22 protein-coding genes, 1 pseudogene and 1 riboswitch are annotated in these 26,032 nt (G+C 59.5%); of the genes and pseudogenes, 15 read left to right on the top strand and 8 right to left on the bottom strand.

Annotation, left to right across the window (positions count from 1 at the left end):
* Window positions 1–279, top strand: a complete 279-nt coding sequence (locus IC37_RS04955) for a hypothetical protein (RefSeq protein WP_030129738.1) — start codon at window positions 1–3, stop codon at window positions 277–279.
* A gap of 229 nt (window positions 280–508) precedes the next feature.
* Here IC37_RS04955 and IC37_RS04950 read toward each other — a convergent pair whose 3' ends face one another.
* A complete protein-coding gene (locus tag IC37_RS04950) occupies window positions 509–1,672 on the bottom strand; it encodes a 1-acyl-sn-glycerol-3-phosphate acyltransferase (RefSeq protein ID WP_030129739.1) in 1,164 nt (387 codons plus the stop codon).
* A gap of 142 nt (window positions 1,673–1,814) precedes the next feature.
* On the opposite strand from IC37_RS04950, the gene IC37_RS04945 reads away from it, so the two are divergent.
* Genes IC37_RS04945 through IC37_RS04935 form a run of 3 tightly spaced genes read left to right on the top strand, consistent with a single transcriptional unit; the run spans window position 1,815 to window position 2,923 of the window.
* Window positions 1,815–1,997 (top strand): CPXCG motif-containing cysteine-rich protein, encoded by a 183-nt coding sequence (locus IC37_RS04945; RefSeq protein ID WP_007905243.1) that lies wholly within the window; start codon window positions 1,815–1,817, stop codon window positions 1,995–1,997.
* Window positions 1,998–2,003: 6 nt separating this feature from the next.
* On the top strand, window positions 2,004–2,264 hold the full coding sequence (locus IC37_RS04940) for a putative signal transducing protein (protein WP_030129740.1): 261 nt from the start codon (window positions 2,004–2,006) through the stop codon (window positions 2,262–2,264).
* Window positions 2,265–2,299: 35 nt separating this feature from the next.
* Window positions 2,300–2,923, top strand: coding sequence for an SOS response-associated peptidase (locus IC37_RS04935; protein ID WP_030129741.1), 624 nt, complete (start codon window positions 2,300–2,302; stop codon window positions 2,921–2,923).
* A gap of 121 nt (window positions 2,924–3,044) precedes the next feature.
* On the opposite strand, the gene IC37_RS30835 is transcribed toward IC37_RS04935, so the two are convergent.
* Both IC37_RS30835 and IC37_RS30830 read right to left on the bottom strand, forming a co-directional pair.
* Window positions 3,045–3,788: a methyl-accepting chemotaxis protein gene (locus tag IC37_RS30835; protein WP_371916308.1), complete on the bottom strand. Its 744-nt coding sequence runs from the start codon at window positions 3,786–3,788 to the stop codon at window positions 3,045–3,047.
* Between the two features lie 111 nt (window positions 3,789–3,899).
* Window positions 3,900–4,097, bottom strand: a pseudogene (locus IC37_RS30830) (HAMP domain-containing protein); the annotation flags it as partial.
* 1,364 nt (window positions 4,098–5,461) lie between these two features.
* Between IC37_RS30830 and IC37_RS04925 the strand changes: the two are divergent.
* Window positions 5,462–6,280 carry a M48 family metallopeptidase gene (locus IC37_RS04925; protein WP_030129743.1) on the top strand — a complete coding sequence of 273 codons (819 nt, stop codon included), beginning with the start codon at window positions 5,462–5,464 and terminating at the stop codon, window positions 6,278–6,280.
* A gap of 151 nt (window positions 6,281–6,431) precedes the next feature.
* Here IC37_RS04925 and IC37_RS04920 read toward each other — a convergent pair whose 3' ends face one another.
* The 3 genes from IC37_RS04920 to IC37_RS04910 form a co-directional block, all read right to left on the bottom strand.
* Window positions 6,432–7,016: a TMEM165/GDT1 family protein gene (locus IC37_RS04920; RefSeq protein WP_030129744.1), complete on the bottom strand. Its 585-nt coding sequence runs from the start codon at window positions 7,014–7,016 to the stop codon at window positions 6,432–6,434.
* A 92-nt stretch (window positions 7,017–7,108) separates the two neighbouring features.
* A riboswitch (yybP-ykoY riboswitch) is annotated at window positions 7,109–7,231 on the bottom strand.
* A gap of 196 nt (window positions 7,232–7,427) precedes the next feature.
* Complete coding sequence (locus IC37_RS04915; RefSeq protein WP_030129745.1) at window positions 7,428–8,426, bottom strand: class I SAM-dependent methyltransferase; 999 nt, start codon at window positions 8,424–8,426, stop codon at window positions 7,428–7,430.
* Between the two features lie 33 nt (window positions 8,427–8,459).
* The gene (locus IC37_RS04910) at window positions 8,460–9,425 is read right to left on the bottom strand and encodes a 2-hydroxyacid dehydrogenase (protein ID WP_030129746.1); all 966 of its coding nucleotides are present in this window, start codon (window positions 9,423–9,425) and stop codon (window positions 8,460–8,462) included.
* Window positions 9,426–9,817: 392 nt separating this feature from the next.
* Between IC37_RS04910 and IC37_RS04905 the strand changes: the two genes are divergently transcribed.
* From IC37_RS04905 to IC37_RS04875, 7 genes are all read left to right on the top strand, one after another.
* Entirely contained in the window at window positions 9,818–10,447 is a 630-nt protein-coding gene (locus IC37_RS04905; RefSeq protein WP_030129747.1) for a LysE family translocator, read from the top strand.
* A 335-nt stretch (window positions 10,448–10,782) separates the two neighbouring features.
* The gene (locus IC37_RS04900) at window positions 10,783–12,465 is read left to right on the top strand and encodes a fatty acid--CoA ligase (RefSeq protein WP_030129748.1); all 1,683 of its coding nucleotides are present in this window, start codon (window positions 10,783–10,785) and stop codon (window positions 12,463–12,465) included.
* A 332-nt stretch (window positions 12,466–12,797) separates the two neighbouring features.
* Window positions 12,798–14,687: a DUF1302 domain-containing protein gene (locus tag IC37_RS04895; RefSeq protein ID WP_030129749.1), complete on the top strand. Its 1,890-nt coding sequence runs from the start codon at window positions 12,798–12,800 to the stop codon at window positions 14,685–14,687.
* Between the two features lie 28 nt (window positions 14,688–14,715).
* Entirely contained in the window at window positions 14,716–16,080 is a 1,365-nt protein-coding gene (locus IC37_RS04890; RefSeq protein ID WP_030129750.1) for a DUF1329 domain-containing protein, read from the top strand.
* Between the two features lie 392 nt (window positions 16,081–16,472).
* Window positions 16,473–19,211, top strand: a complete 2,739-nt coding sequence (locus tag IC37_RS04885; RefSeq protein ID WP_030129751.1) for a LuxR C-terminal-related transcriptional regulator — start codon at window positions 16,473–16,475, stop codon at window positions 19,209–19,211.
* 85 nt (window positions 19,212–19,296) lie between these two features.
* Window positions 19,297–19,938 carry an MBL fold metallo-hydrolase gene (locus IC37_RS04880; RefSeq protein ID WP_030129752.1) on the top strand — a complete coding sequence of 214 codons (642 nt, stop codon included), beginning with the start codon at window positions 19,297–19,299 and terminating at the stop codon, window positions 19,936–19,938.
* Between the two features lie 119 nt (window positions 19,939–20,057).
* Window positions 20,058–20,780 carry an OmpA family protein gene (locus IC37_RS04875; RefSeq protein WP_030129753.1) on the top strand — a complete coding sequence of 241 codons (723 nt, stop codon included), beginning with the start codon at window positions 20,058–20,060 and terminating at the stop codon, window positions 20,778–20,780.
* A gap of 261 nt (window positions 20,781–21,041) precedes the next feature.
* Here the strand turns inward: IC37_RS04875 and IC37_RS04870 are convergent, their stop codons facing one another.
* Complete coding sequence (locus IC37_RS04870; protein ID WP_030129754.1) at window positions 21,042–21,476, bottom strand: YhcB family protein; 435 nt, start codon at window positions 21,474–21,476, stop codon at window positions 21,042–21,044.
* Window positions 21,477–21,621: 145 nt separating this feature from the next.
* Between IC37_RS04870 and IC37_RS04865 the strand changes: the two genes are divergently transcribed.
* From IC37_RS04865 to zapE, 3 genes are all read left to right on the top strand, one after another.
* Window positions 21,622–22,251: an alpha/beta hydrolase gene (locus tag IC37_RS04865; protein WP_030129755.1), complete on the top strand. Its 630-nt coding sequence runs from the start codon at window positions 21,622–21,624 to the stop codon at window positions 22,249–22,251.
* A 24-nt stretch (window positions 22,252–22,275) separates the two neighbouring features.
* Window positions 22,276–23,631, top strand: coding sequence for a tryptophan--tRNA ligase (locus tag IC37_RS04860; RefSeq protein ID WP_030129756.1), 1,356 nt, complete (start codon window positions 22,276–22,278; stop codon window positions 23,629–23,631).
* Window positions 23,632–23,721: 90 nt separating this feature from the next.
* Complete coding sequence (gene zapE / locus IC37_RS04855; protein WP_030129757.1) at window positions 23,722–24,816, top strand: cell division protein ZapE; 1,095 nt, start codon at window positions 23,722–23,724, stop codon at window positions 24,814–24,816.
* Window positions 24,817–25,027: 211 nt separating this feature from the next.
* Here zapE and IC37_RS04850 read toward each other — a convergent pair whose 3' ends face one another.
* The gene (locus IC37_RS04850; protein WP_030129758.1) at window positions 25,028–26,023 is read right to left on the bottom strand and encodes an asparaginase; all 996 of its coding nucleotides are present in this window, start codon (window positions 26,021–26,023) and stop codon (window positions 25,028–25,030) included.
* Window positions 26,024–26,032: the final 9 nt, after the last annotated feature.

Raw genomic sequence — 26,032 nt, 5'->3', positions numbered from 1 at the left:
ATGTCGCTGCAATTGATTTCGCTTCTTACTGCTCATCCCGCCAAATTGATCAATCTGCTGGCCTTACTGTTCGCCTGCCCGGGCGGCTGGTTGCTGCACGCCACCCGTCGTCGCGAACAGCGCGCCATGGCCAGTATCGAGGCACAGCGCCAAAGTCGTCCCACTGAAGAGCCAACGCTGGATTGGGCGACCCTGCGCATGAACCGGTTTTTCTACCGCTTCGGTTTCGCCTGCCTCGGGATGGCGTTGCTGGTGTCGTGGATCAGCACCCGCGTCTGAAAATCTGACACAAGATCTGTGGCGAGGGAGCTTGCTCCCGCTGGGCTGCGAAGCGGCCCCAAAACCGGCCACCCGGTTGTGTCAGACACACTGCGAGCGCTGACTTTACGACTGCTGCGCAGCCGGGCGGGAGCAAGCTCCCTCGCCACAGGTGCCTGACTGTCCTGTCGCATCAAGACAAACAAAAACGGCGCCCGAAGGCGCCGTTGTCGTATCCAGCCAAAATCGCTTACAGCGGCAACCCGGCCTTGACCCGGTACTGATTGCGCACCGGCGTCGCATATTGCAGCACCAGAAACGGACGATGCTCTTCAGGGCAAGCATCCAGGCGACGCTGCCATTCTTCCTGCGCCTTGGCCAGTTCATCAGCTGCAAACACCTCGGCCGTTTTCGGCACCGGCAATTGCGGGTCGGCGTCTTTCCATTGCGCATACGCCAGGTAATGCACCGGGAACAACCGGTAGCCGCCGAGGATCTGCTTGTCCATTTCGATCGCCAATTGCTTGGTGTCTTCGAACAGTTCGGTGATTGGCGCGGCGAAGTTCACGTGGACCCGGCCTTTGTAACCGGTGATGCCTTTGGCGATGCTGACGTCATCCTCGCCCGGCGCCTTGGTGTAGCTGCCGGTGGTGGCGCGGATGTACAGCTCGCGGGCCTTGGCCTGGTCGCACGGGTCGTATTCGTAGCTGATCGACACCGGGGTGAGGTTCAGCGAGCGGATGACTTCGCCGAACGGCTCGTCCTTGCGGCTCATGTGGAACATCTTGAGGATCGCCGACTCGGTGCGGTCGTCGCCGTCCTTGGCCCGGCCTTCGGCCTGGGCGATCCAGATCGAGGCGCAGTCGTTGCGGATCGAGTGATTGATGTACGCCGACAACAGCTGATACGCCGCCATTTTTTCCCGGCGACCCGTGATCGAACGGTGCACGATGAAGCTCTTGTTCAGGCGCATCAAATCGCTGACAAAAGGCTTTTGCAGCAGGTTGTCACCAATGGCGATGCGCGGGGTCGGCAGGCCGGCGTGGTACACGGCGTAGTTGACGAAGGCCGGGTCCATCACGATGTCACGGTGGTTGGCGAGGAACAGGTAGGCGCTGCCGGACTTGAATTGCTCCACGCCGGTGTAGGTCACTCCGTCCGTGGCACGCTCGATGGTGTGGTCGACGTAAAACTCGACTTTGTCCTGCAAGGTGGCCACCGACGTGATACCGGCGAACTCACGGCGCAGCCGATGCGCTATAAGAGGTTTGAGCATCCAGCCGAAGGCACCGGCATAGCGCGGGAAGCGGAAGTGGATGAGGATATCTAGAAACGCCTTGTCGCCGAGCAGCCGGTTCAGCACTGCCGGGACTTCGCTGTCGTCGTAAGGTCGGATGGCATCGAATTCGCCCATCATGCTCTCTTGTTAGAAACGGCTAGGGTAAGTAAAGGTTTTGATCGAAAACCAACGGGGCACGGTCTGAAAAGGTAGTCAGACGAAAATAGCCCTGCAAATAGACCGGCGATTATACGCACAAGTCACCTGGGAGACCGCGATGCTGGAAACCGAGCGCTATGAATGCCCGTATTGCGGTGAAGAGTCTGAGGCTGTTCTGGATTTGTCCGGCGGCGATCAGACCTACATCGAAGATTGTCCTGTGTGTTGTCGCCCCATTACTTTTGTCTTGCAGACTGACGGTCATGAATGGCTGCTCGAAGTTCACAGCGAAAATGAGTGAGGGTCTATGCAGCGCATCTACGAGCCGGAAAACCTGATGGAAGGTGAATTGTTGCAGAGCATGCTGGCCAGCGAGGGCATCGAAGCGCATCTGGAAGGCCGGGATTTGATCGGCGGCACTGGTGAATTGCCAATGTTCGGCCTGCTGGGTTTGTCGGTTGACAACGATCAGGCCGAATACGCCCGGGAGCTGATCACCGCGTACAATGCCGCGCTGCCGCTGTCCGGCGATGAACCGGACAGTTTTCCCGGCACGCTGGTCTGTTAGGCTGACGTTCGTTTGATCAAGAGTCGTATTGCCCCATGTGTGGACGTTATGCCCTGTTTCGCTGGAACCCCGCCTTCGCGGCCCTGCCCGGATTCCCCGCCGATCAGCAGGCCCAGTGGAATATCTCCCCCAACGATTCGGTGTTGATGCTGCGTGCCAGCGCAGAGGGGCAACGTGAGCTGGCCCGCGCCCGCTGGGGCCTGACGCCGCCGTGGCTGACCGACCTGTCCCGCACCCCGGCCCATGCCCGCGCCGAAACCGTTGCCGAGCAGCCGATGTTTCGCGAAGCCTTGCGCCTGCGTCGTTGCCTGCTGCCGGCCAATGGTTTCTACGAATGGCGCGGCACCACGCGCAAGCGTCCGTACTGGCTGACCCCGGGGGAGGGTTCGGCGCTGTTCTTCGCGGCGATCTGGGAGGCGTATCCGGTGCAGGAGCAGGTGTGGCTGAGCACGGCGGTGATCACCCAGCCGGCCTCGAGTCAGCGTCGACCGTTGATTCTCGATGCGGCGGGGCAGGAAGCCTGGCTCAACCCGCAAACCCCGTTGCATGCCCTGCAGGCGTTGCTTGCCAGTGAGCCCGCGGCGTTGCGTGAGCGGGTGCTGGCGAACCTGGTGAATGATCCGAAGCTCAATGGGCCGGAGTGTTTGACGCCGGGTTGAGCGCGTAATGATCATTCCCACGCTCCGCCTGGGAATGAATCCCGTGACGCGCTGCGTCACAGTGGACGCGGAGCGTCCATGGCTGCATTCCCACGCAGAGCGTAGGCACGATCATTGAACCCTAAACCTTGAACTGATTGATCAACCGCCGCTGCTGTTCCGCCAACTTGGTCAAATCCGCACTGGCCGCGCTCGATTCATCCGCTCCACCGGCCACTTCATTGGCCACTTGCCCGATGTTGATCACGTTGCGGTTGATGTCGTCGGCCACCGCGCTCTGTTCCTCGGCTGCGCTGGCGATCTGGGTGTTCATGTCGTTGATCACCGACACCGCCTGCGTAATGGTCTCCAGCGCCTCGGCCGCTTTCGCCGCGTGCTGCACGCTTTCGTCGGTGCGGTTCTGGCTGTCTTCCATGACCCGCACCACATCGCGGGTGCCTTGTTGCAATTGCTGGATCATGGTCTGGATTTCTTCCGTGGCCTTCTGGGTTTTCTGCGCCAGGTTGCGCACTTCATCGGCCACCACCGCAAAACCACGACCCTGCTCACCGGCACGGGCGGCTTCAATGGCCGCGTTCAAGGCCAATAGATTGGTCTGCTCGGCGATGCCGCGAATGGCCGTCAGGATCGCGTTGATGTTTTCGCTGTCCTTGGCCAGGGTCTGCACCACGCCGACGGCTTTGCCGATTTCCACCGCCAGTACGCCAATTGAATTCGACGTATCCCGAACAATTTGCATGCCCTGCGCCGCTGCCTGATCCGCATGGCTGGCGGCTTGCGCGGCCTGGGTTGCATTGCGCGCGACATCCTGGGCGGTGGCGGTCATTTCATGCACGGCGGTCGCGACCTGATCGATCTCGGCCATTTGTTTGTGCACACCGATATTGGTGCGAATGGCGATGTCGGCGGTATGTTCCGATGAGTCGCTGACGCTCTGCACCGACGTCACCACTTGCGTGATCATCGCCTGCAACTTGGCGAGAAAGGTGTTGAAGCCTTTGGCGATCGAGCCCAATTCGTCGGCGCGGTCGCTGGTCAATCGACGAGTCAGATCGCCTTCGCCCTGGGCAATATCGTCGAGCATCGCGACCATTTGTTTGAGTGGGCGAGCAATGCCGTGGCCCACCAGCCAGATCACCAGCAAACCAATACCGGCGATCAACAGGCCGACCATGGCCATGCCAAAGGTGTCGGATTTGCGCTGTGCGTCCAGATCACCCTGAAGTTTTTGCAGATCGGCCATCACCGCGTTCAGCGGCAGTTGCAGCATCAGGGTCCAGCGGGCGTCGGTCTGGCCGATACCGAAGGGCAGGTACAACTCGATCCGGCCCTGGGCCTTGTCGACGGTGTAAGTCACTTCGCCGCGCTTGAGATTGGCCATGTTGGCAATCTGTTTGCTGTCGAGAATGTCGCTGACCTTTTCGCCGAATTTGCTCGGGTCTTTGGTGTAGGCGACGATCCGGCCGTTACCGCCGATCAGCGCCATTTCCCCGGCACCGCTGTACAGTTTCTGATTCGCCCCCAGAAGCATTTCCTGGATGAAGTTCACCGACAGGTCGGCGCCGACAATGCCCTGGAACTCGCCATTGAGCATGATTGGTTCAATGAAGGAGGCGAGCATGACGATCTTGTCGCCGACCTTGTAGGGCGCCGGATCGATCACGCAAGATTTTTTGGTTTCCTTGGAACACAGGTAGTACTCGCTGGCGCGCACGCCGGTGGACAGGGTTTTCTGATCGTCGACATCCACCAGTTTGTCCAGGCCCAGGCTGCCGTCTTCGTTGCGGAACCACCACGGCAGGAAGCGCCCGTTGCTGGCGTCGATGCCGACCACTGGAGTGTCGACGTAGGCCGCATCATTGTGGTCGAGTGCGTTTTTTTCCCAACCGATGTAGGTGCCGAGAATTTTCGGGTTCCGGGCGACGTTTTCCTTGATCAGGCTGATCAGTTGCTCACGGCTCAGGCTCAACTGTGGCTGACCGTCGGCGCCCGGGGTACCGATCAATGCGTTGACGCGAACCAGGCCACCGGCAATCAGCAGCGGTGCTTCGAGCTCGCGCTGGATCTGGCTGACCTGGGTTTTCGCCAGCGAAGTCAGGCGTTGTTCGATGACTTGCTCGAACTGTGCCTGAGTCCGTTCCTGAACCATGTCTTGGGTCCGGGCCCCGGAAAACAGCGCATACAGCACCAGGGCAGCGACGACGCTGAGCACAATGGCGCCGGCCAGGGCGGCAACGGAAAACTGGATCGACTTGAATTTCATGGGTGCTCCGCACGCAATAGGACGTCTGCAGTGCTGTATCGGCAGGGTGGCGGTGGGTCATGAACGAGATATTACGTATTGGCTGTTTTGAAGTGCTGGATGTCGTAAATGAATCATTGCTGACCCATGTTCGGCCGTGGCGTGAGGTGCTATGTGAAATTTTTCTTACGAGGTTGAAGGGACTTATCCGAAAGTGCGTGCTGCACGTCTGTTGTATCTGGCGCCGATACAATTCACCGCCTAGGATACCCAGCATGTTTCCAGGGAGTTTTTTGATGAATAAGACATTGATTTTGTGTGCGCTGAGCGCAGGTCTGCTGCTCGCCGGTTGTCAATCGGTCAACACCACCAGCGGTGGCGCCGTAGGGGTTGAGCGCAAGCAATACATGTTCAGCATGTTGTCGACCTCCGAGGTCAATCAGATGTACGCCCAGTCTTATCAAAAGACCGTCGGGGAGGCGAACAGCAAAGGCGTGCTGGACAAAACCAGTAACGATGCGAAGCGCGTTCAGGCGATCTCCAGGCGGCTGATTGCCCAGGCGCCGGTGTTCCGTCCGGATTCGGCCCAGTGGCAATGGGAAGTGAACCTGATCAAGAGCGACGAGCTGAATGCTTCCTGCGGGCCTGGCGGCAAGATCATTTTCTACACCGGGCTGATCGACACCCTGCAACTCACCGATGACGAAATCGCCGCCATCATCGGCCATGAAATCGCTCACGCCTTGCGCGAGCACGGCCGTGAAGCGATGTCCAAGGCTTACGGTATCGAAATGGCCAAGCAGGGTGCTGGTGCGTTGTTCGGTCTGGGCGAGGGCAGCCTTGCCCTGGCGGACACCGTAGCCCAATACGGCATGACCTTGCCCAACAGTCGCGGCAATGAAAACGAGGCGGACCTGATCGGTCTCGAACTGGCCGCCCGCGCCGGGTACAACCCGAACGCCGCGATCACCCTGTGGAACAAGATGAGCAAAGCCTCGAATGGCGCGCCGCCAGAGTTCTTGAGCACTCACCCGGCATCGGCCAGTCGGATTGCTGCCCTGCAGGCGGCGATTCCGAAGGTGATGCCGTTGTACGAGAAAGCGCCGAAATCCTGATAATTATCGTGTGAGGCTACTGACGCCTTCGCGAGCAAGCCCGCTCCCACAGTGAATTTTTGGTGTACACAAAACTTGTGTCCACACCGATCAAATGTGGGAGCGGGCTTGCTCGCGAAGAACGATGACGCGGTGCTACTGACCTACCGCGTCAAACCCACCCACTGCTCTCCATCGCCGTGTACACCGCAACAATCGCCAGGATCAGGAACGCCGACGCCGCCAGGCGACGGATCAGGGTCAAGGGCAGTTTGTCCGCCGCAAAGTTACCGGCCAGTACCACCGGCACGTTGGCAATCAACATTCCGACGGTAGTGCCGATGATCACTAGCCACAAATCCGGGTATTGCGCAGCGAGCATCACGGTTGCGACTTGGGTCTTGTCGCCCATTTCCGCGAGGAAGAACGCAATCAATGTAGTCAGGAACGGCCCGAATTTGCGGGCGGTGCTGGCTTCGTCTTCGTCCATTTTGTCCGGCACCAGCGTCCACAGCGCGGTGGCTGCGAAGCTCGCGGCGAGGATCCAGTGCAACGTCGCATTCGAGAAGAAACTGCCGAACCAGGCGCCTACCGCACCGGCTGCCGCGTGGTTGGCCAGGGTCGCGGCGACGATGCCGGCGATGATTGGCCAGGGTTTGCGAAAGCGGGCAGCGAGAATGAGCGCGAGCAGTTGCGTCTTGTCGCCGATTTCGGCCAAGGCAACGATTGCGGTGGGAACGAGTAGAGAGTCCAGCATCATCAGGGTTTTCCTAAGGGGCGGGTCGACACGGCTATGACACGTACAGCCTTCCCGCCCCGGGTAAGGTGTTCGTGTCATAGGTCTTGTCAAACCCTGCGATCCGTCTGATGCGGACGCTTGGGTCGCATACGCCATGGTCTGAGGACCAAGTATGTTGACGTATGCCGGACGAGCATGGCGCTCGTGGGAGACTACTCCCCTAGGACGGAGCGGATTCTGCCTAGGCAAATCCGATTGGGCAAGCCCCAATGTCGGTAGTTAAATTGCAGAACCTGTGGGAGCGTGGCTTGCCCGCGAAGAACGATGACGCGTAATACCTGAAAAACCGCGGTGCATTTTTCGCGGGCAAGCCACGCTCCCACAGGATCTTCGTCGCTCCAGGGCAAGCCCTGTTTTTCAAAAGTGTTTTCAGCCGCGCTTGGCCCGGTAGATTCGGAAACCCTGCCCTTCAGCCTTGATCGCACACGTGCCCAAATGCTCTTCGATCAGCGGCTGATACTTCAGGAAGCTATTCGCTACCAACCGAAGTTCGCCGCCGTTTTTCAGATGTTTAGCCGCTTTTCGTAGCAAATTCTCGGTGGCGAAGTAGTCGGTGTGTACGCCGACATGGAACGGTGGATTGCTCAGAATCGCGCTCAAACCCATGGGCGCGGCATCGATGCCGTCACCGGTCATCACCTCTGCTTCCAGACCGTTGGCAGCCAGGGTCAGGCGACTGCTGGCGGCAGCAAATGCATCCACATCGAGCAGGGTGACCTGGTTGTGTGGGTAACGCCGCTTGACCGCCGCCCCCAACACTCCCGCGCCGCAACCGAAGTCCAGCAAGTGGCCGCTGGGCAGTTTGTCCAGATGTTCCAGCAGCAGGGCGCTGCCGCGATCCAGTCGACCGTGGCTGAACACGCCCGGCAGGCTGATGACTTTCAATGGGCCTTCGGCCAACGGCAGTTCGTAGGTCTGGGCCAGGCTTTCCAGCGACTTGGCTTCTGGGGCATTGGCCACGGTGACCTGCCAGAGCTGGCAATGCCGTGCGCTGTCGAGCTTGCGCGGTTTGCCGAAGGGGTTGAGCTGTTTGGCTGCGCCTTCGATGCCGCTGCGTTTCTCACCCACCAGGTACAACTCACGACCGGCCAAACGAGAGGCGAGGGCGTTGAGGATGTAGTCGGTCAGGTCTTTGGACTTGGGCAGAAACACCACGGCGCTGTCGAACTCGCGCTCCGGCGCATTCACGCCAAAATGGCTGCGCTCGGCGAAACGGGCGTCCAGCGCCGCTTGATCGCCGGCGTGCCAGCACCAACCATGGGCATCGGGCAGCCGGCCCAGCAAATCATCGGCGGGCAAACCGGCCAGCAGCACCGAACCCTGGAATAACTCGACCTGACGAAGCAGTACTTCACTGCGCGGATCCATACTCTGCTCCTTGAAAAAAAGTGCCGCAGTTTATCAACTGACGACCCGCAGCGCTTTACCGCTGAAATAAGCCTGAGCGTTTTCCGTCAACTGACCAACAATCCGCTGCCGCGCCTCGCGACTGCCCCAGGCGTTATGCGGAGTGACGATCAGCCGTGGAATGTCCTGAGCCAACAGCGGATTGCCGGCGCTCGGTGGTTCGACGCTCAGCACGTCGGTGGCCGCGCCGCCCAGGTGACCGTTGCGCAGGGCGTCGGCCAATGCCTGTTCGTCAATCAAACCACCGCGCGCGGTGTTGACCACGAAAGCACCGGATTTCATCGAGGCCAGTTCGCGGGCGCCGATGAAGTGGCGAGTGTGTTCGTTGAGTGGGCAGTGCAGGGTCAGGGCGTCGATTTGCGGCAGCAGTTCATTCAGCGGCAAGCGATCCGGCCGGGCAGGGCGCCCCGGAATCTGCCCCAGCAATACGCGCATGCCGAACGCCTCGGCCAACCGCGCCACGGCACTGCCCAGTTCACCGTGGCCGAGCAGACCGAGGGTTTTGCCTTCGAGTTCGACGATTGGGTAATCGAGCAAACAGAACTGTTTCGCCTGCTGCCAGCGACCTTCGGCGACGGCTTTTTGATAATCGGCCAGGCGCGTCGCCAGATTCAGCAGCAACATGATCGTGTGCTGGGCCACCGACGGCGTGCCGTAACCCTGACAGTTGCAAACGGTGATTCCGTGAGCGCGGGCAGCGGCGAGGTCGACGTTATTGGTGCCGGTGGCGGTGATCAGGATCAGCTTCAACTCGGGGCTGGCCACCATGGCGGCCGCATCGATCAGGATTTTGTTGCTGATGGCGACAGTGACACCCTTGAGGCGTTCGATCACCTGATCAGGCGCGGTCTGGGCGAACAGCTGCAAGTCGCTGAAGCACTCGCGTAGCGGGCTGAGGTCGAGATCGCCGAGATCCAGGGACGGATGGTCGAGGAAAACGGCGCGGCGAGAGTTCGTCATCAACTGTACCTTTTGTGCATTGAACTGAAGGCGTAATCTGCCGAGCCTACCAGATGAAACAAACTGTTCCTCATTGTCTGGCCTGGCACAAACCTGTGGCGAGGGAGCTTGCTCCCGCTGGGCTGCGCAGCGGCCCCAACCCAGGCGACCGTGTATTGTCAGACATACCGTGTCATGCGGTTTACGACTGCTTCGCAGCCGGAGCGGGAGCAAGCTCTTATAGAACAAAATTTATCTCATTGATTTTAAAGATAAATTTATTTGCAGATTTATCGGCATGTTCTCTGCGCGACAGCGCAGCCTCATCGCAGGCTGGGCGGACTCCCTCGCCACAGAGGTGAAGTCGACCTCAGAATTTTTTTATTGATCAGCCTGCCCAAAAAGGAGTCCCCATGTACTGGACTGAGTTCTTGACCGTTGCCCTGATTCACTTGCTGGCCGTCGCCAGCCCCGGCCCGGACTTTGCCGTGGTGGTGCGTGAGAGCGTGACCCACGGTCGTCGCGCCGGGACCTGGACAGCGTTGGGCGTCGGTTCGGCGATTTTCCTGCACGTCGGTTATTCGCTGTTGGGTATCGGATTGATCGTGTCTCAGTCGATTGTGCTGTTCAGCGCCTTGAAATGGGCCGCCGCCGCGTATCTGCTGTACATCGGCTATAAGGCCTTGCGCGCGCAACCGGCCAAACCGGTGGCTGACGACTTGCACCAGGAGGCCGGCGAACGCACCGCGCGGGGCGCCTTCACTTCTGGTTTCGTGACCAACGGCTTGAACCCGAAAGCCACGCTGTTTTTCCTGTCGCTGTTCACCGTGGTGATCAACCCGGACACACCATTGGCGGTACAGGCCGGTTACGGTATCTACCTGGCAGCGGCGACGGCAGTCTGGTTTTGCCTGGTGGCGATGCTGTTCAGCCAACAACGCGTGCGCGCCGGTTTCGCCCGCATGGGCCACTGGTTCGATCGGACCATGGGCGCGGTGCTGATCGCCATCGGCGTGAAACTTGCGTTCACCGAGATGCACTGATTTCCCGAAATATGCCTCAGGCTGTGGCGAGGGAGCTTCCTCCCGCTCCCGCTGCGAAGTAGTCGTAAATCGGATGACACGGTACGTCTGACGATACACGGTCGTCTGGTTAGGGCCGCTGCGCAGCCCAGCGGGAGCAAGCTCCCTCGCCACAGTGTTCGGCGCTCCTGCGTTTGGTTCTGTGTGACGAGTAGCGAATTCCCGCAAATGCTGGCGCAAAGCTAGCATTTGTACGGCTATGCAAATCATCCCTTTGGCTGATTTGGCTGGCGTTCAAGGGCTCTAGAGTGCTTAGCTTTAAAAGCCAAGACCGTGCAGTCAGAAAAGGGACTCTTATGTTGCAGACTCGCGTTATCCCCCCAGCCGAGGGCGCTTACCAGTATCCGCTGTTGATTAAACGGCTGCTGATGTCCGGCGCCCGTTATGAAAAAACCCGCGAGATCATCTACCGCGATCAATTGCGCTATAGCTATCCGACCCTGATCGAGCGGGTCGCGCGGCTGGCCAACGTGCTGACGGCCGCTGGCGTGAAAGCCGGGGATACCGTGGCGGTGATGGACTGGGACAGCCATCGCTACCTGGAATGCATGTTTGCCATCCCGATGATCGGTGCGGTGATCCACACCATCAACGTGCGCCTGTCGCCGGAGCAGATTCTCTACACCATGAACCACGCCGAGGACCGCTTCGTGCTGGTCAACAGCGAGTTTGTCGGGCTGTACAAGGCGATTGCCGGGCACCTGACCACCGTGGAGAAAACCCTGCTGCTGACCGACTTGCCGGAAAAGACCGCCGATCTGCCGAACCTGATTGGCGAGTACGAGCAATTGCTGGCCGCCGCGAGCCCGCAGTACGACTTCCAGGACTTCGACGAAAACTCGGTAGCCACCACGTTCTACACCACCGGCACCACCGGCAACCCCAAAGGTGTGTATTTCACCCACCGGCAATTGGTGCTGCACACCATGGGCGTGTCGACCATCATGGGCTGCATCGACAGCGTGCGCTTGCTGGGCACCAACGATGTGTACATGCCGATCACCCCGATGTTCCATGTGCACGCCTGGGGTTTGCCGTATGTAGCGACCATGCTCGGACTCAAACAGGTTTATCCCGGCCGTTACGACCCCGAGTATCTGGTGGAATTGTGGCGCAAGGAAAAGGTGAGTTTTTCCCACTGTGTGCCGACCATTCTGCAAATGCTCCTCAATGCCAAGGCAGCGCAAGATACCGATTTCGGTGGCTGGAAAATCGTTATCGGCGGCAGTGCGCTCAACCATGCGCTGTACGATGCCGCCAAGGCCAAGGGCATTCAATTGACTGCCGCTTACGGCATGTCGGAAACCGGGCCATTGGTCTCGTGCGCGCACCTCAACGATGAGCTGATGGCCGGCACCGAAGACGAACGCACCACTTACCGGATCAAGGCCGGTGTACCGGGGCCGTTGGTCGAGGCGGCGATCGTCGATACCGATGGCAACTTCCTGCCTGCCGATGGCGAGACCCAGGGCGAACTGGTGTTGCGTGCACCGTGGCTCACCGAGGGCTATTTCAACGAGCCAGAAAAAGGCGCGGAGCTCTGGGCCGGAGGCTGGTTGCACACCGGCGACGTGGCGACGCTGGACAGCATGGGCGTGATCGACATTCGCGACCGGATCAAGGACGTGATCAAGACCGGCGGCGAGTGGATCTCCTCCCTGGACCTGGAAGACCTGATCAGCCGCCACCCTGCGGTACGCGAAGTAGCAGTGGTGGGCATCGCCGATCCGCAGTGGGGCGAACGGCCGTTTGCGCTGCTGGTGGTCCGCGACGGGCATGAGATCGGGGCCAAGGAACTCAAGGAGCACCTCAAGCCGTTCGTTGAGCAGGGACACCTGAGCAAGTGGGCTATCCCGAGCCAGATCGCCATTGTTACTGAAATTCCCAAGACCAGTGTCGGCAAGCTCGACAAGAAGCGCATTCGCGTCGACATCACCGAATGGCAGGCCAACAACAGTACCTTCCTCTCGACGCTTTAAGCGTCCTCTGGCGCGCCGAAAACGGCGCGCCAGACCCACCAAGCAAACGCTTGGCTTGTGAAATCCGAATTTTCAGCCATCCTTGCCGTGCCGACATGTGTCGGACTGGCGAAAGGACTGTTCCAGAGTGGCCGGCAGCTGCAAATCACACTTTAGAGGGATCAAGCACTACTACCTGCTGGCTATAGTCCGCTCAAGGAATTTTTAAGAACGGAGCGCGCGCATAAAACGGGGCGATGCAACTTTGGAGTGACGTCGGAACCGCTTGGCTTCCGGTCACCCACAACGTTTTTAAAAGTACTCAGCCAAATAATGCACATGGAGTAGCGTCGATGACATCAGTAAACCAGTTCTGGCGCCGGGCGAAACTGCCCCTGGCAGTCAGTCTCGCCTCTTCGCTCGCCGGGCCTGCATTCGGCGTCAGTTTCAACGTCGGTGAGATCGAAGGTCAATTCGACTCATCCCTGTCGATCGGAGCCAGTTGGTCTACTCAGAGCCCGAACAAGAACCTCATCGGCGTCAATAACGGGGGCCACGGCCTGTCCCAGACGTCCGATGACGGTCACAACAACTTCAAGAGCGGCGAAACTTTCTCGAAGATCTTCAAGGGCATCCATGACCTTGAATTGAAATACGGCGACACCGGCGTCTTCGTCCGGGGCAAATATTGGTATGACTTCGAACTCAAGGATGAAAGCCGCGAGTTCAAGGACATCAGCGACGAAAATCGCAAGGAAGGCGCCAAGTCTGCCGGCGGCCAGATCCTCGACGCCTTCGTCTACCACAACTACTCCATTGCCGATCAGCCGGGTTCCGTGCGTCTGGGCAAGCAGGTTGTGAGCTGGGGTGAAAGTACCTTCATCGGTGGCGGCATCAACTCGATCAACCCGATCGACGTGTCCGCATTCCGTCGTCCCGGTGCCGAGGTCAAGGAAGGTCTGATCCCGGTCAATATGTTCTATGTATCCCAGAGCCTGACCGACAATCTGTCGGCCGAAGCGTTCTATCAGCTGGAATGGGACCAGACCGTCGTCGATAACTGCGGCACCTTCTTCTCTCAGCCGGACATCATTGCCGACGGTTGCACCGACAACCTGCGCGTGCTGAACAAGCGCTCGACCATTCCGGCCATCGCATTGGGCCCATTGGCCAACGCGGGCGTCGACGTCAACGAAGAAGGTGTACTGGTGCGTCGCGGTCCTGATCGCGATGCGCGGGACAGCGGCCAGTGGGGCGCGTCCTTGAAGTACATGTTCGAACCGCTCGATACCGAGTTCGGCGCGTATTTCATGAACTACCACAGCCGGGCGCCGATCTTCAGCGCCACAGGTGCTCCGCAATCGATCTACAACGGCGTGGCAGCTTTGCCGGCCGCGTTCCGCGCGCTGGGGCCGCTGGTGGTCGCCGGTAATTCCGAGTACTTCGTCGAATACCCGGAAGACATCCGTCTCTACGGTCTGAGCTTCTCCACTACCCTGCCTACCGGTACGGCGTGGAGCGGCGAGCTCAGCTACCGTCCGAACGCGCCGGTGCAGCTCAACTCCACTGACATCCTGTTTGCCGGCGTGCGCCCATTGGGCGGCGCCCTGACCAACGCTTCGCTGCTCCCCGGTGTACCGGGTCAGGATCTGCACGGCTATCGCCGCAAGGAAATCACCCAGTTCCAGACCACCCTGACGCACTTCTTCGATCAGGTCATGGGCGCCAGCCGTCTGACCCTGGTGGGTGAAGTGGGCGTGACCCATGTTGGCGGCCTGGAAAGCAGCTCCGACGTCCGTTACGGCCGTGACCCGGTCTACGGGCCAGGTGAACTGCCGTCTACCGGCGGCCTCAACACCTGCTCGGCGATTCTGAACACCAGCACAATCAACGGTGCCGGCCCAGGTACTGCTGCCAACAACCGCAGCCGCAATTGCGAGGACGAGGGCTTTACCACGTCGATGTCGTGGGGTTATCGCGGTCGCGCCATCTGGGAATACAACGACGTATTCGCCGGTGTGAACCTCAAGCCGAACGTGGCCTGGTCCCACGACGTGAGCGGTTACTCGCCGGGCCCTGGCGGCAACTTCGAGGAAGGTCGTAAAGCGGTGAGCCTGGGTGTCGATGCCGAATACCAGAACACCTACACCGCGAGCCTGGCGTACACCAACTTCTTCGACGGCGAGTACACCACCGTAGATGATCGCGACTTCGTTGCGCTCAGCTTCGGCGTGAACTTCTAAGCACTGTATTTTCAGGACGAACACATTTATGAAAATAACAAAGAGTCTGTTCCACGTTGGCGTTCTGGGGCTTTCATTGCTGGCGACCGGTGTCATGGCGGCGGTCCCTGCGGCCGAAGCGGACAAGCTGGGCAAGAGCCTGACCCCGATGGGCGCCGAGATGGCGGGCAACGCCGACGGTTCGATCCCGGCCTGGAAACCTATGCCGAAAAACGCCGGTGCCGTAGACAGCAAAGGTTTCCTGGCTGACCCGTTCCCGAATGAAAAACCGCTGCTCACCATCACCGCGCAAAACGTCGATCAGTACAAGGACAAGCTCGCGCCGGGTCAGTACGCGATGTTCAAGCGTTACCCGGAAACCTTCAAGATGCCGGTCTACCCGTCCCATCGCGGCGCCACCGTGCCGGATGAGGTGTTTGCCGCGATCAAGAGGAACGCCACCAATACTAATCTGGTGTCCGGCGGCAACGGTCTGGAAAATTTCGAAACCGCGATCCCGTTCCCGATTCCGAAAAGCGGCGTTGAAGTCATCTGGAACCATATCACCCGTTATCGCGGCGGCAGTGTGACCCGCCTGTTAACCCAGGCCACGCCACAGCCGAACGGCTCGTTCAGCCTGGTGTACTTCGAGGACCAGTTCGTGTTCCGCGACAAGATGAAGGATTACGACCCAAAAAACCCGGGCAACATTCTGTTCTACTTCAAGCAGAAAGTGACCGCGCCGGCTCGTCTGGCCGGTGGCGTGCTGCTGGTGCACGAAACCCTCGATCAGGTTAAAGAGCCGCGTTCGGCGTGGGTCTACAACGCCGGGCAGCGCCGTGTGCGTCGTGCGCCGCAAGTGTCCTATGACGGACCGGGTACCGCTGCCGATGGCCTGCGCACCTCCGACAACCTGGACATGTACAACGGTGCGCCGGATCGCTATGACTGGAAGCTCGAAGGCAAGAAAGAGATGTACATCGCCTCCGACAGCCACAAACTCGATGATCCTAAACTGAAGTACGCCGACATCATCAAGGCCGGCCATATCAACCAGGATCTGGCTCGCTATGAGCTGCGTCGGGTCTGGCATGTGGTCGCGACCCTGAAGGAAGGTCAGCGTCACATCTACGCCAAACGTGACTTCTACATCGACGAAGACACCTGGCAGGCGGCTGTGGTCGACCACTACGACGGTCGCGGGCAACTGTGGCGTGTCGCCGAGGCTCACTCCGAGAACTACTACGACAAGCAAGTGCCGTGGTACGCCCTCGAAACCCTGTACGACCTGCAATCGGGCCGCTACCTGGCCCTGGGCATGAAGAACGAAGAGAAGTCGGCGTATAACTTCGGCTTCACTGCCAGCACCGCAGACTTCACGCCGGCAGCGTTGCGTCAGGAAGGCGTTCGCTAATACGTTGTAACCCGAGGCCGCATCCTCGAAAAAACGCCCCGACGGTTCGGGGCGTTTTTTTATCGGAGTGTGTATCAAGGCGCACTTGTTGAGGCGGAGGGACTCGCGAAACAGTCGGTGACTGTGATGGCCCCTTCGCGAGCAAGCCCGCTCCCACATTTGAACTTCGGTGGACATACAATCTGTGAGCAATGGAGATCCAGTGTGGGAGCGGGCTTGCTCGCGAAGGGCGCGACACGGTCTGTTGAAAAAAACCGCACCTCAGGCTTGGCAACTTCTGCTCGTAGTCTTTTTGTAGCCATTTGTAGCAATAACCTTCAATAGCTCTTCGTTTACCGCTAGGCTGCGGACATCTGTAACGCCGCCATCAGCCTTTCAAACAAGAGCCGGCCATGACTGATCTGTCCCCACTTCCGGGCCCTGCAAGCGTTGCCGTCGCTGTATTGGACGGGCGCTTTTTCCGGCCTCCGCTGCCCGACGGCCATGTGCTGCGGCCGCGTTTGTGCGAGCGCCTGAGCGCCGGCCTCGGTGGCAGGCTGTTGCTGGTCAGTGCGCCGGCGGGGTTCGGCAAGAGTTCATTGGCAGTGGAGTTTTGTCAGGGGTTGCCGGATCACTGGCAAAGCCTGTGGCTGGGGTTAAGTCCTCGGGACAGCGATCCCGGCCGTTTTCTTGAGCGTCTGCTCGAAGGCCTTCAGGAGTATTTTCCGCAACTGGGCAGTCAGGCGCTGGGGCTGCTGAAAATGCGCCAACGTCATCAACCGTTCGCTTTCGAAGAATGGCTGGACGGTTTGCTCGATGAGCTGGCTGTGCATCTGTCCCCCGGTACGCCACTGTTGCTGGTACTTGATGACTATCATCTGGCCCAGGGCCCGGTGCTTGATCGTTGTCTGCAATTTTTTCTCAATCATTTACCCGACGGTCTGCTGGTCATGGTCACCAGCCGGCAACGTCCCGACTGGCATCTGGCGCGCCTGCGCCTGTCGCGGCAACTGCTCGAGTTGCATGAGCAGGATCTTCGACTGACCCATGATGAAGCCCTGACCCTGCTTGATCGACACAGCATTTCATTGCGTGGCGAGGCGCTGGAGAGTTTGATCCAGCGTAGCGAAGGCTGGGTGGCAGGGCTGCGCTTCTGGCTGCTGGCGGCCTCCGAGGCGGGCAGCGAGGGTGCATTGCCCCAATCGTTGTATGGTGGCGAAGGGCTGATTCGCGATTACCTCCTTGAAGAGGTCATCGATAGTCTGCCTGCCGAGGTGCAGTCATTCCTGTACGACACCGCGCCTCAAGAGCGCTTTTGCAGCGAATTGTGCGACGCGGTGCGCGAAGCCCATGACAGTGCCGAGATCCTGCGTTTCCTGCTGGCGCATCAGGTGTTTCTGGTGCCGCTGGACGAACACGGTCACTGGTATCGCTATCACCACCTGTTTTCCGACCTGCTGCGCAGCCGGCCCACCGCGCAGGCGATGGTGCCGACGGCCAGCCTGCATCTGCGTGCCTGCCGCTGGTTCAACGCCCAAGGGTTACTCGATGAGGCGGTGGAGCAGGCGTTGCGTGCCGGGCATCTGGATGTTGCGGCGAATCTGGTACAAAACCTCTCTGAAGAACAACTGCTGGCCGAGCAGAACGTCGGCATGTTGTTGCGCTGGAAAATGGACTTGCCCGACAGCCTGCTGATCAGCACGCCACGGCTGATCGTGCTCTACAGCTGGGCGTTGGGACTGGCCTGCCAACTGGACGCCGCCGAGGAACTGGCCAGCCACTTGAGCCGCTTCCTGCCGGCCCCTTCGGCCACTGCGCAAAAATCCATGCTGGCGCAATGGCTGGCCCTGAGCGGCATCATTGCCCGGGGGCGAGGCAATCGCGAGCTGACGTTGCTCTATTGCACCGAAGCGCTGGAGAGCCTGCCGGCCAAACGCTATGGGCAGCGCCTGATGTGCCTCTCGACATTGTCGAACCTGGCCATTGCCGACAGTGACCTCTGGCGTGCACGAGGGTTGAATCGTGAGTCCCTTGAGCTGGCACAACGGGTCGGCAATCCGCTGTTCGAGGCGCTGGCCCATTACGATCGCGCCCGCGTACTGCAAGCGCGCGGGGAGATTCTTCGTTCACTGGACGAAGTCCGCCAGGGATTGCAACGCCTGCAAGGCTTATCCCCGCAACGGCTTTACGCGGTGCGCGCACGGTTGACCTTATACGAGGGATTCTTGCTGGCGCTGCGCTTGCAACCCCAGGCCGCACGAGCACGTTTGCTCGCGGGTTTGGGCGAAGCGCGGGCCTGTCGCGACATCAGTGTGCTGATCGGCCACTGCGTGATTGCCCGTCTGGAGGGCGGCAGCGGCGAGTTTGCCAAAGCCTTCGCCGAATTGGCCGAGGCCGAGCGCCTGATGCACATCTGGGATGTCCCGCCGATTTACTACCTGGCGATGATCACCCTGGTCAAATGCGAACTCTGGCTGGCCCAGGGCCGCACCGACCTCGCCGAAGCCTGGCTCGCGCGACTGGGCCAGACCTACAACGGCGAGCATCCCGCGGCCCCCCCGGAGTTCCATCCGCAACTGCCGCTGCACATTGAACTGCAACAGGCGGTTCTGGACGTGATGAAAGGCCAGCCCATGCTCGCCGAAGGGCGCTTGAATGCACTGCATGAACACGGTCAGCACAGTGGCCGGCAGATGCTCAGCGTGATGGCGCTGAATCAGAAAGTCATGCTGTTATTGGCGGGCGGGCGCGAATCCGAGGCCCGCAAGGCATTGATCCAGGCTTTGGAAGCGGCCGCCGGTGGCGTCCTGCAACCGTTTGAACAATTGTTGACCAAACACCCGGACTGGCTGCGCGGGCAACTTCAACTCTGTGCGCCGACGGCCGTTTCGCAGAGCCTCTCGGAAAAACTTCCGGCCCTGGTCTCTCGGCCGATGGTGGAGTCATCACCTGCTGCCGAACAACTCAGTACGCGTGAACTGGCCGTTCTGCGACTGATTGCCCAAGGGTGTTCGAACCAGGAAATCAGCGATCAGTTGTTTATTTCTCTGCACACGGTGAAAACCCATGCCAGTCATATCAACAGTAAGTTGGGGGTTGAGCGGCGTACGCAGGCGGTGGCGCGGGCGAAGGAGTTGGGCGTGTTGGGGTAACGCATTTTTACAATGCACATGGGGTAAATGGCTCAGGGCAATTCTGTGCCAAAATTGGCCATTCCTGTTTCCCGAGCGTGCCCCGATGTCCCAGCAACCCACCCTCATCCGCGAAACCTTCCCCGTCGGCCCGTTGCAGTGCAACTGCACAATCATAGGCGACCCGATCACCAAAAAAGCCATCGTCGTCGACCCGGGCGGCAATCATGAACTGATCCTCGCGCGCCTCGATGCCTTGGGCCTGAAGGTGGTCAGCATCATCCACACCCATGCGCACCTCGATCACTTCCTGGCTTCCGGGCAGCTCAAGGAGAAAACCGGCGCGACGCTGCACCTGCATAAAGACGATCAATTCCTCTGGGACAATCTGGAGATGCAGTGCCAGATGTTCGGTGTGCCTTACACTCCCGTGCCATCGCCGGATCGCTGGTTGGCCGACGATGAAGAGCTGGCTTGCGGGTGTGGCGTGGCGTTGCACACGCCGGGTCATACACCAGGTTCCATGAGCTTTTGGTTTTCAGAAGCTAAGCTGCTGATTGCCGGTGATACGCTGTTCAAGCGCGGGGTAGGGCGTACGGATTTGTGGGGAGGCGATCAGGCGGCTCTCGTGCGTTCGATCAAGCAACGGTTGTATACCCTCGACGAAGAGGCGACGGTGGTGACCGGTCATGGTCCGGATACTCGTCTGGGCGATGAAATGCGCGGTAACCCCTTTGTACGAGCCTGAAGATGCAGTTGTGAAAGGCACGACGGAATTTTTGGCGTTGGCCATGATCCAACGCCCGCAAAGGTTCATTGCTTAAGTCCGCTGCACCACAGAATGCAAAAAAAAAGTAGGAGCTCTCCATGTTCACCTCGCGTCGTTTGATTATTGTCGCTACAGCTGTGGCTTTGTTGTCCGGTTGCGCATCGCAGAACCCTTATGACAACCAGGGTCAGGCTGATGGCGGTTCTACGGGCATGAGTAAAACCGCCAAATACGGTGGCCTCGGGGCTTTGGCCGGTGCGCTGGCCGGTGCTGCCATCGGTCACGATAACCGTGGCAAGGGCGCGCTGATTGGCGCCGCCGTGGTGGGGGCTTCCGCCGCCGGTTACGGTTACTACGCCGACCAGCAGGAGAAAAAATTGCGGGCCAGCATGGCCAACACTGGGGTTGAAGTGCAGCGTCAAGGCGATCAGATCAAGCTGATCATGCCGGGCAACATCACATTCGCCACCGATTCGGCGAACATCGCGTCGGGCTTCTACCAGCCGCTGAACAATCTGGCGGGCTCGCTCAAGGAGTTCAACCAAAACCAGATCGAGATCGTCGGCTACACCGACAGCACCGGCAGCCGTCAGCACAACATGGACCTGTCCCAGCGTCGTGCCCAGAGCGTGGCGACTTACCTGACCTCCCAGGGTGTCAGCGGCGCCAACCTGTCGGCGCGTGGTGCCGGGCCGGATAACCCGATTGCCAGCAATGGTGATGTGAATGGCCGGGCACAGAACCGTCGTGTCGAGGTCAACCTGAAGGCGATTCCGGGTCAGCAGTATCAGCAGCAAGGTCAACCTGTCCAGCAGTACTAAAAACCGTCTGACTGAACCCCAGGCGTAAAAGGCCCGCCCGATCCTCAGCAGATCGGGCGGGCTTTTTTTGTCGCCTGTTTTGACGCCTTCGCGAGCAAGCTCGCTCCCACATTAGACCGAGTTGCTGGTCGGTACGCGGTCAACTAATGTGGGAGCGGGCTTGCTCGCGAAGAGGCCCGGACAGGCAACGTAAAAACAGAAACAAAAAAAGCCCTCGGACAATCGCTTGTCCGAAGGCTTTTTGTATCGCGCGAAACCTGATTACTTCTTCAGGCCGTAATGCTCATCGAGCATGCCTGGCGCGTTCGGCATTTTAGGGGCGTAGTCGCGAGGCGGTTCCTGATCGCGCGGTGGCGTCAGGCGTTCCCGCGGCGCCTGTGCCGCGTCGGCGTGCAGGGCCGCCAGCAAGCGTTGGCGAGTCTGCTCGTCCAGGGCCAGACGGTTGGCGCCCTCGGCGAGATGATCCTGCACTTCCTGATAGCTCTGAGTCAGTTTCTTGACCAGTGTTGCAGTGCTGTTGAAGTGGGTGACCACTTCGTTCTGATAATTGTCAAAACGTTCCTGAATATCATCCAGCTGACGTTGCGTGCGGTTAGGCGCGGCATTCGGCACCAGGCGAGCGATCAGGAATCCAATGGCGACACCCACAACCAGGGCAAGAGTCGGCAACAACCAAACTAAGAGCGAGTGTTCCACGAGTCCTTCCTCTATAAACGGCTTTGCTTTACGTTAACGGCTCGAACCTGCGCTGTATACCGCGATTCACTCGCAATAGAATTGGCACAGACAATTGGCTAGACGAGTCGACCCGATTCGAGGTCACGGAGTTCCTTCCTTGCTTATGCGCGAAACCCCTGTAGTGATTGATGGCCCGGTCGGTCAATTAGAGAGCTTGTATCTGGACAGCGAGCAGCCCCGCAGCCTGGCGCTGATCTGCCACCCGAATCCGGTGCAGGGCGGCACCATGCTCAACAAAGTCGTCTCGACCTTGCAGCGCACCGCGCGCGACGCCGGTTTGATTACTTTGCGTTTCAACTACCGTGGCGTAGGCGCCAGTGGAGGCACGCACGACATGGGCAGTGGCGAAGTCGATGACGCCCAGGCGGCGGCCGAGTGGTTGCGAGCCAAACATCCTGAAATACCTTTGACTCTGTTCGGTTTCTCCTTCGGCGGTTTTGTTGCCGCCAGTCTCGGCGGGCGCCTGGAAGCCAAGGGCGAGCAACTCAAGCATGTGTTCATGGTCGCGCCCGCCGTCATGCGCTTGGGCGACCAGGATCAACTGCCGCAGCATGGCGAGTTGACCCTGATCCAGCCGGAAACCGACGAAGTCATCGATCCGCAGCTGGTTTATGACTGGTCCGACGCGCTCGATCGCCCCCATGAGCTGCTGAAAGTGGCAGAATGCGGACACTTTTTTCATGGCAAGCTGACCGATCTCAAGGATCTGATCCTGCCGCGTCTTTCGAATTGATTGCAGTCTGACAAGCGATTACCCATGACGACTCGTACCCGTATCCTCACCGGCATCACCACCACTGGCACGCCGCACCTGGGCAACTACGCCGGCGCCATCCGTCCGGCGATCATCGCCAGCCGTGACAGCAATGCCGATTCGTTCTACTTCCTGGCCGACTACCACGCCCTGATCAAATGCGATGACCCGCTGCGCATCCAGCGCTCGCGTCTGGAAATCGCCGCGACCTGGCTGGCCGGTGGCCTGGACGTAGATCGCGTGACGTTCTATCGCCAGTCCGACATCCCGGAAATCCCTGAACTGACCTGGCTGCTGACCTGCGTGGCCGCCAAGGGCCTGCTCAACCGCGCCCATGCCTACAAGGCCTCGGTGGACAAGAACGTCGAAACCGGCGAAGACCCGGATGCCGGCATCACCATGGGCTTGTACAGCTACCCGGTGTTGATGGCCGCGGACATTCTGATGTTCAACGCCCACAAGGTGCCGGTCGGTCGTGACCAGATCCAGCACGTGGAAATGGCCCGTGACATCGGCCAGCGCTTCAATCACTTGTTCGGCCAGGGCAAAGAGTTCTTCACCATGCCCGAAGCGCTGATCGAGGAAAGCGTCGCCACCTTGCCAGGCCTCGACGGTCGCAAGATGTCGAAGAGTTACGACAACACCATTCCGTTGTTCAGCAGCGCCAAAGAGATGAAAGACGCGATTTCGCGGATCGTTACCGACTCCCGTGCCCCGGGCGAAGCCAAGGATCCGGACAACTCGCACCTGTTCACCTTGTTCCAGGCTTTCGCTACGCCGGCACAATCCGACGAATTCCGCAGCGAATTGCTTCAGGGCCTGGGTTGGGGCGAGGCGAAGAATCGTCTGTTCCAGCTGCTCGACAGCGAATTGGGAGAATCCCGCGAGCGTTATCACCAGCTGATCGAGCGCCCGGCAGATCTGGAAGACATGCTGCAGATCGGCGCCAAAAAGGCCCGGTCGGTGGCGACGCCGTTCCTCCACGAACTGCGCGAGGCGGTCGGCCTGCGTTCTTTCGTCGCTCAGACCCAAGTCGCAGCGACCACCAAGAAGAAAGCTGCGAAAGCCGCGCGCTTCGTCAGCTTCCGTGAAGACGACGGCAGTTTCCGCTTTCGTCTGCTGGCGGCCGATGGCGAACAACTGCTGCTGTCGCGCCACTTCGCCGACGGTAAAACCGCAGGTCAAGTGACCAAGCAGCTGCAATCCGGTCAAGCCTTGGACGTGCGCAGTGAAGACCTGAGCTTCAGCGTCTGGCTGGAAGGCGAGTGCATTGCCGACAGTCCGGCCTTCGCCGACAGCGCTGCTCGCGATGCTGCCATCGGTGCTTTGCGCGTTGCCCTGACACCGGTTCAGGAATAATCAGCGGCTCGGCCCGACCAAGGGCCGATTGCCATTCCCACGGGTCGTCGCTACAGTGACGGCCCGTTTTTGTTGCCTTGCTAACGAATTATGACGCCCCTAGAACGATATCAAGCTGATCTGAAACGCCCGGAATTCTTCCATGACGCCGCCCAGGAAACTGCCGTGCGTCATTTGCAGCGTCTGTACGACGATCTGGTTGCGGCCTCGCAGAACAAACCGAACCTGCTCGGCAAACTGTTTGGCAAGAAAGACCAGACGCCGGTCAAGGGTCTGTATTTCTGGGGCGGCGTTGGTCGCGGCAAGACTTACCTGGTCGACACCTTCTTCGAAGCGCTGCCGTTCAAGGAAAAGACTCGCACTCACTTCCACCGCTTCATGAAGCGCGTGCACGAAGAAATGAAGACCCTGGGCGGCGAGAAAAATCCGCTGACCATCATCGCCAAGCGCTTCTCCGACGAGTCGCGAGTGATTTGTTTCGATGAGTTCTTCGTCTCCGACATCACCGACGCCATGATTCTTGGCACGCTGATGGAAGAACTGTTCAAAAACGGCGTGACCCTGGTCGCGACGTCGAACATCGTACCGGACGGCCTGTACAAGGACGGCCTGCAGCGTGCGCGTTTCCTGCCGGCCATTGCGCTGATCAAACAGAACACCGAGATCGTCAACGTCGACAGCGGCGTCGATTACCGTCTGCGTCACCTCGAGCAAGCGGAACTGTTTCACTTCCCGCTGGATGACGCTGCCCAGGAAAGCCTGCGCAAGAGCTTCCGTGCCTTGACGCCGGAATGCACGGCAGCGGTCGAGAACGACGTGCTGGTGATCGAGAACCGTGAAATCCGAGCCGTACGCACCTGCGATGATGTGGCCTGGTTCGACTTCCGCGATCTCTGCGACGGCCCACGCAGCCAGAACGATTACATCGAACTGGGCAAGATCTTCCACGCTGTGTTGCTCAGCAATGTCGAGCAGATGAGCGTCACCACCGACGACATCGCCCGACGTTTTATCAACATGGTCGACGAGTTCTACGACCGCAACGTGAAACTGATCATTTCTGCCGAAGTCGAGCTCAAAGACCTCTACACCGGCGGTCGCCTGAATTTCGAGTTCCAGCGCACGCTTAGCCGTTTGCTGGAAATGCAGTCACACGAGTTCCTGTCCCGGGCGCATAAGCCGTAGGGCGATTCGGAAAATAAAAAAGGGCCTGCACATGCAGGCCCTTTTTTGTGCGCGCCGAAGAACCCATGTGGGAGCGGGCTTGCTCGCGAAAGCGGTGTTTCAGTCGACTTCAATGTTGAATGCCAGGCAGCTTTCGCGAGCAAGCCCGCTCCCACAGGTTCCGCACCTTAACTGACTGACATTGCTGCATTGCAGGCCCTTTTTTTGTACGTCAGTTTTGAAACCGGGTGTCCTCATTAAGGTAGTTCGCCAGCTTATCCTGGCACTGGCAGCCAGCGAGCAGCCAAAGCAGTATCCTGGCTTTGCGTGGGCAGAGGAATCCAGCCATCGATGCACCTTTACGGATCAGGTCCATTTCGCTGCCCATAAAGCCGTAGGAAGATTGTGCGGTGGAGCCAGAACCGGTTCGGGTCGCGATGATGACGGGAATTTTTTCTGCGATTTTTTCCACGACATCAGCCCAACTCTTTGAGATGTGTCCTGCGCCGAAAGCAGAGATCACCAGCCCGTCGTAGCCCAGATCGAGGATGTTTTCCAATAACAGGGTGTCAGCAGAAAGCGACGCTTCCAGCAGAGCGATCTTCTGTGTGGTCTGTAGTGGCAAGGGTAAGACCCTTCGTTGGGCCGGCTGACGTAGATAGCGGACGGTTTTCTCTACCAGCAAGCCGGTAGGACCAAAGATGGGAGAGGAAAACGCCTGCAACGCCAATGAATCGGTCTTGCGGACGACGCTCGCGGTGTGAATCTGCCCGTTCATCACCACTTGAACGCCTCGCCGACGGCTATTTTCATCCAGCGCGACCCGGCAAGCATCCAGCAGATTCGCCGGACCATCGGCCCCTGCCTGGGCTGCCGAACGCATGGCGCCGGTCAGGACCAACGGTTCGTCGTGTTCCCACAAGTAATCGAAAAATGTGGCTGTTTCTTCCAGGGTGTCCGTTCCCTGCGTGATGACAACACCTACAGCACCTTGCTTGACCTGAAAGTTCGCCCAGGCAAGAACGCTCAGCAAGAACTCGAAATCCAGTGAGGCACTGGGCAACAGTCCGAGTGTTTCTACGGTGACCCGTGCCAGCGACGTCAGCTCCGGTACCGAGGCCAGCAGGGTTTCGCCGCTGACGGTCGGGATCACCCCTTCGTTGGCGTTCCTGGCTTGCATGCTCACGGTGCCGCCGAGCGCTGCGATGGCCAGTTTGGGCAGGTCCATGTGATACCT

Origin of the sequence: Pseudomonas sp. QTF5, from assembly GCF_000512695.2 — a bacterium.
Lineage (GTDB): Bacteria > Pseudomonadota > Gammaproteobacteria > Pseudomonadales > Pseudomonadaceae > Aquipseudomonas.
Note: the sequence above shows the minus strand (reverse complement) of the source record. Positions and strands in the feature narration are given on the sequence as shown.